Genomic DNA, 6766 nt, shown 5'->3' on the forward strand with positions numbered 1-6766 from the left:
AAAAATTGAAATCCGGGGCTGGAATTTTTCCATGCCCCGGATTTAGTATACAACCGAAAGTCATGTAGAAAGATTTCTACATGGCTTTTTTTATGATATTAAGAAATTTTTCTAAATAATATTTTATTTTACTGTTATAGAAGTATAATTTAGAAGAATGATAGAATGGATTGAGAATACTTGATTATTGTGAGTTATAAGAGTTGTATTCTTTTTTAATACAGGAAATTTAGGGTTATATATTCAACTTTACAATAAATATAAAATTTCATTTCAGTGAAAATTAAAAAAACATTGTAAAATTTTCTGACAATTACTTGACGCATGTAATTTTTTCTGATATAATTGCTAAAAATAAATATTTAAGAAAGGCTGTATACAATACAGCATGGAGGATAAGATAATGGAAAAGAAAAAAATGTTAAAGGTAGTTAGTTCAGCTATGGCTCTCACAATGTTACTTGCAGGATGTTCAAGCGCAAGTAACAATTCTAAGGGAACAAAGGCAGCTGTAGAGTTTAAGACAGCCGTGGACAATGGTGGAAATGCGCTTAGTGGTCAACAACTTAAAGTTGGTATTAGTTCAGCAGATCCATTAACAGGGATGTTTAACCCAATATTTTATTTACAATCTACTGACAATGATGTAATGAAATATACAATGGCAGGAGCTTTCCCACTTGACGATGCAAACCGTCTAAAACAAGATGACAAGGAAGCACCAGTTATGTTCCACGTTGATCGCGATAAAAAAGAAGTTACATTAACTATTCATAAAGATCTTAAATGGAGTAACGGAGAAGACGTAAAAGCGGACGATATCGTTGCAACATATGAACTTATGGGTAATCCTAAGTACACTGAAAACGTTCGTTACAGTGATGAGTACGAAGTAATCGAAGGTATGAAGGACTATCACGAAGGAAAAGCAAAAAATATCTCTGGAGTAGTTAAAAAAGATGATAAAACTGTAGTACTTAAATATACAGAGATTAAACCAGCATTATTATGGGGTAATGGATTTATCGGAGAATTCTTAAACAAGGCTCAAGTAGAAGCTGCATCAAAAGACTTCACTAAATTTGTTGAAGCAGACTTAAACAAAAAACCATTATCTTATGGACCGTATTACTTAGATAAAGTAGTAAATGGGGAAAGTGTATTAGCGAAAGCTAACCCTTACTTCTACAAAAAATCTGATGTGAAAATTCCAGAAGTCCAATTTAAAGTAGTATCACCAGCTCAAGCAAGTGCTGTTCTTAAAAACGGTGATGTAGACCTAATGGATAGTTTAACTACAGGTATCTGGGACGGAACTAAAGACGCTAAGAATGGAACTATCTTAGGAGAATCTGATTACTATATCTCTTATGTTGGATTCAAACTAGGTAAATTCAACAAAGAAAAAGGTGAAGTAGAAGTAGATCCAAACGCAAAAGCTGCAGATAAACGAGTGCGTCAAGCATTTGGATATGCGGTAGATTGGGATCAAATCAATGAAAAAATCTATAAAGGATTACGTTTCACACCAACTGGTTCTGGATTCTATCCACCAATCGTTAAAATGTTCTACAACAAAGACGGTGAGAAATATACTAAGAACGTAGAAAAAGCTAAAAAACTTCTTGATGAAGCAGGACTTAAAGATACTGACGGAGACGGATTAAGAGAAGATAAAAATGGTAAAAAACTTACATTTAACTTCGCTATCCGTAACGTAGGTCAAGACTTCGACCAAACATTAGCAGATACATTCGTTAAATCTTGGAAAGAAGTAGGATTAGATGTTAAATTAGTAGACGGAAAACTTATGGCACCTAAAGACTTCTCTCAACGTGTACAAGCAGATGATCCAGGAATCGATATCTTCCAAGGAGCTTGGGGATTAGGAAGTGATCCTAACGTAGGTTCATTAGTAGGAAAAACTTCACCACTTAACTTACAACGTTACACAACTGAAGAATTACAAAAATCATTAGATGCTATGGGAAGTAGCGACATGTTTGATGATGCTAAACTTAAAGAAGCATATCAAAAATTCGATAAACAATTCAGAGAAGAAGCTGCTTGGTTACCATTCAGCTGGCAACAACAAATGACATGGGTTAACAAACGTGTTAAAACACTTGATTTAGCGAAACTTAAAACTGGTGAACAAAAAGTTTACGGTTTAGAGTTAACAGCTGATGCACCAGCGAAAAATTAATTTAGTTTAGGATTGAGATTTAGCTAAGGGCACTTAGTTGAATTTCCCCCTAATAAACTTATATTTCATTTTATTTTCAATTAATTTTTGAGAGGGATGAAAATTAGAATTTCAATAGAGGTTTCTAATTTAAGCCCTCTCACCTTTGAAAATATGAATATACTGTTTATATTATAGAAATATTAATAAAAAAATAGATATAACTTTTAAATGAAAAATTAATTAACAAGGGTTGACTTGAAATTACGATTTTTGAGTTATTCCTATATTCTCAATAAAAATATGTAGAGCTACAAATTTACATAGATTTAAGGCGAAGTATCATGCTTTAATGTAGCAAAGATACCTCGTCTTAAATTTTGTCTTTATTAATTATTAATAAACTAGAGTTATATTGGAGGAAAAAATGAAGAAAAATAAATTTTTAAAAGTATTCAGTTCAGCAATGGCACTATCAATTATTTTAGCAGGATGTTCAACGTCATCAAAATCATCAAAAGATGGAAAACCATCAGTAGAATTTAAAACATCAGTTGATAACGGTGGGAGTGCGCTAAGTGATTCTATACTGAAAGTTGGTATCCTTAGCGCTGATCCATTAACAGGTATGTTTAATCCAGTATTCCACCTGCAAGCAACAGATAATGCAGTAATGGAAGATACTATGGCACACACATTTGCTTTTGATCATTCATACAAATTAAAAGAAGATGATGAAGATGCGCCGGTTAAGTTTCATCTAGATAAGGATAAAAAACAAGTAACACTTACTATCCGTAAAGATTTAAAATGGAGTAACAATCAAGACGTAGTAGCGGATGATATTATCGCAACATACGAACTTATGGGTAACTCTAAGTATAAAGATAATATCCGTTATAAGAGTGAATTTGAAACAATAGAAGGAATGAAAGCCTACCATGAAGGTAAAGCTGAAAAAATCTCAGGTCTTACTAAAAAAGATGATAAAACAGTAGTAATTCAATACAAAGATGTAAAACCAGCTCTCCTATGGGGAAGTGGATTCATAACAACATTTCTTAACAAAGATCAAGTAGCTGCTGCATCAAAAGACTTTAGCAAATTTGTAGAAGCAGAATTAAATACAAAACCGTTATCTTATGGTCCATATTATTTAGATAAAGTAGTAAATGGAGAAAGCGTACTTGCTAAGCAAAATCCATACTACTATAAAAAAGGCGATGTAAAAGTAAAAGAAATCCAATATAAAGTAGTTGCGCCAGCTCAAGCAAGTTCTATAATTAAAAATGGTGAAATTGACTACATGTCACAAGTAACTCCGAATGTATGGAACGCGGTAAAAGACTATTCAAACGGAACATTATTAGGACAACCAGATTTCTATATTTCATATGTAGGATTTAAACTAGGTACATGGGACAAAGAGAAAAATGAAGTGAAAGTAAATCCAAATGCAAAAGCAGCGGATAAACGAGTACGTCAAGCATTCGGATATGCGGTAGATTGGGATCAATTAAATGAAAAAATCTACAAAGGACTACGATTCACACCTACAAACTCAGGTATTTACCCAACACGTTCAGAAGATTACTATGATAAAGATGGATTCAAGTATAAAAAAGATGTAGAAAAAGCGAAAAAACTTCTTGATGAAGCAGGACTTAAAGATGTTGACGGAGATGGATTAAGAGAAGATAAAGATGGTAAGAAATTAACATTTAACTTCGCAATCCGTAACACAGGTCAAGACTATGATCAAACTCTTGCTGATGCATTTATTAAATCATGGAAAGAAGTAGGTTTAGATGTAAAATTAGCTGATGGAAAACTAATGTCATCAAAAGATTGGACACAACGTGTAACAAGTGACGATCCATCTATTGACTTATTCCAAGGAGCATGGAGCCTAGGTACTAACCCTAACCCAGCACGTCTATTAAGCGATAAAGCTAAAGTTAACTATCAAAGATATATGAGTGATGTGCTTAAAAAAGATTTAGAAACAATCAACTCTAAAGAAATGTTAGATGATGCTAAGCGAAAAGAAGCATACAAAAAATTCGATAAAGACTTTGCAGAAGAAGCGGCTTGGTTACCATTTAGCTGGAGTACAGATATCACATGGGTAAATAAACGTATCAAAAACTTCGATGTTAAAAAATACGCTTATGGTGAACAAAAACTATATGCATTAGAGCTTACCTCTAATGATAGTGCAAAAGGATAATTTAAAAATTTTATATTAAGTTTTAAAGAGGATTGAGAGTGACTTAAAAATCGTGATTTCTTAAGAAACAAGATTTTGTCAAGTCACCCTCAGTCTTTTTTTGTATAAAAATAAATATATCAATTTAACAAAACTGAAATGGAAAGAATAGTAGATTTTTGATGCTAGATGTCCCTATTATGTAAGTAAAATAAGAAAAATATATATTTGTAAAACAATAGAATACAATTTAGTTAACTAATATTAAATTTATGTTTTTTAAATATCGAACAGAAATTTTAAAAGAGATTTTTGTTATTTTTATATTATTTTCTGAAAATTCACTTGACTTATCGTTAAAATGATGTTAGAATTATTTCATAAATAATTGAAAATAAGTTTTTATATATTATGGAGGAAATAAAATGAAAAAGAATAAGTTTCTTAAAGTATTTAGTTCAGCGATGGCTCTTTCAGTAATTTTAGCTGGATGTTCAACATCAAGTAATTCTGGAAGCAAAAACGCTCCTAAAGCAAAAGTAGAATTTAAAACAAGCTTTGATAACGGTGGTTCAGCTGTAGATGGTGCTACATTAAAATATGGTATCTTATCAGCACAACCATTAACAGGTCTTTGGAACCCAGTATTCTCAGATAAAGCAGAAGATCAATACGTAAACCAAGCTGTTATGGGTGGAACATTCTCTACTGACGAAGAAGGGCGTGTTCTTCAAGATAATGCAGATGATGCTGTTAAATTCCACTTAGATCGTGATAAAAAAGAAGTTACATTAACTATCCACGATGGAGCTAAATGGAGCAACGGTGAAGCATTCACAACAAAAGATATCGTAGCTACTTACGAACTTATGGGTAACCCTAAATTTACTACAAACACTCGTTACAACGAATCATTTGAATATATCGAAGGTATGAAAGAATACCACACTGGAAAAGCGAAAAATATTTCTGGTATCCAAGTTAAAGATGATAAAACAGTAGTACTTAAATACACTGAAGTACGTCCATCATTACTATGGGGTGAAGGTTTAGTTACTGACTTCTTAAACGCCAAACAAGTAGAAGAAGCTTCTAAAGACTTCGCTAAATTTGCTGAAGCAGACTTAAACAAAAAACCATTATCATATGGTCCTTATTACATCACTAAAGTAGTAAACGGAGAAAGTGTTCTTGCAGAACAAAACCCTCACTACTTCAACAAAGATAAAATGAAACTTAAAAAAATTGAGTTCAAAACAGTAGCTCCAGCTCAAGCTAGCCAAGTAATCAAAAATGGAGAAGTTGACTATATCGATAGCGTTACTCCAAGTGTTTACGAAGGAGCAAAAGACATCAAAAACGGAACATTCTTAGGTGATACTTCTCGTTACATGTCATATGTAGGATTCAAACTAGGTAAATTCGACAAAGAAAAAGGTGAAAACGTAGTTGATTCTAACTCTAAACTAGCAGACAAAAACTTACGTCAAGCATTCCTATATGCAGTTGACCGTGACCAAATCAATGAAAAAATCTTTAAAGGATTACGTTTCACTCCAACTGGATCTGGTATGTACCCAGCAGCTGTAGGTAAATTAGTAAACGAAAATGCTACTGCAGCTAAAAAAGATGTAGAAAAAGCTAAAAAATTATTAGATGATGCAGGATACAAAGATAAAGATGGAGACGGACTACGTGAAGATAAAAACGGAAACAAACTTTCATTCAACTTCGCAATCCGTAATACAGGTGCTGAATATGACCAAGCATTAGCTGACGTATTCCTAAAATCATGGAAAGAAGTAGGATTAGATGTTAAATTAGTAGACGGAAAACTTATGTCTCCAAAAGACTTCTCTCAACGTGTACAAGCTGATGATCCATCAATCGATATCTTCCAAGGTGCATGGCAATATGGAACAAACCCTAACCGTCAAGAGTTACTAGGTAAAAAAGCTCCATTAAACTTATACCGTTACACTACTGAAGCATTCGAAAACAGCTTCAAAGCTCAAGGATCAGCAGATATGTTTGACGATGCTAAATTAAAAGCAGCTTACAACAAATTTGATGGTGAAGTAGCTGAAGAATTACCATTCTTCCCATTAAGCTGGGATACAAGTATCTCATTCTTCAACAAACGTGTTAAAGCTTACGACTTAGATAAAGTTAAGAAAAACCAATTCAAACTTTATGAACTTGAGTTAACAGCTAACGAAGGTGCTAAATAATAAAAATTAACTTACGACATAGATGACTTCGGTTGTCTATGTCGTTTATTTTTTGATATTTCCTAGGAAATAGTGATTGCGATTATAAGGTTGTATACTAAATCCGGGGCATGGAAAAATTCCAGCCCCGGATTTCAATTT

At 32.9% G+C, this 6766-nt stretch carries 3 protein-coding genes; all 3 read left to right on the plus strand.

The window, feature by feature from the left end; translation table 11 throughout:
• Positions 1 to 403: 403 nt before the first annotated feature.
• Positions 404 to 2206: an ABC transporter substrate-binding protein gene (locus tag RYK99_RS08495; RefSeq protein WP_314991797.1), complete on the plus strand. Its 1803-nt coding sequence runs from the start codon at positions 404 to 406 to the stop codon at positions 2204 to 2206.
• 406 nt (positions 2207 to 2612) lie between these two features.
• On the plus strand, positions 2613 to 4415 hold the full coding sequence (locus RYK99_RS08500; RefSeq protein WP_314991798.1) for an ABC transporter substrate-binding protein: 1803 nt from the start codon (positions 2613 to 2615) through the stop codon (positions 4413 to 4415).
• A 404-nt stretch (positions 4416 to 4819) separates the two neighbouring features.
• Positions 4820 to 6625, plus strand: a complete 1806-nt coding sequence (locus tag RYK99_RS08505; protein WP_314991799.1) for an ABC transporter substrate-binding protein — start codon at positions 4820 to 4822, stop codon at positions 6623 to 6625.
• Positions 6626 to 6766: the final 141 nt, after the last annotated feature.

The organism is uncultured Gemella sp., from assembly GCF_963537375.1.
GTDB lineage: Bacteria > Bacillota > Bacilli > Staphylococcales > Gemellaceae > Gemella.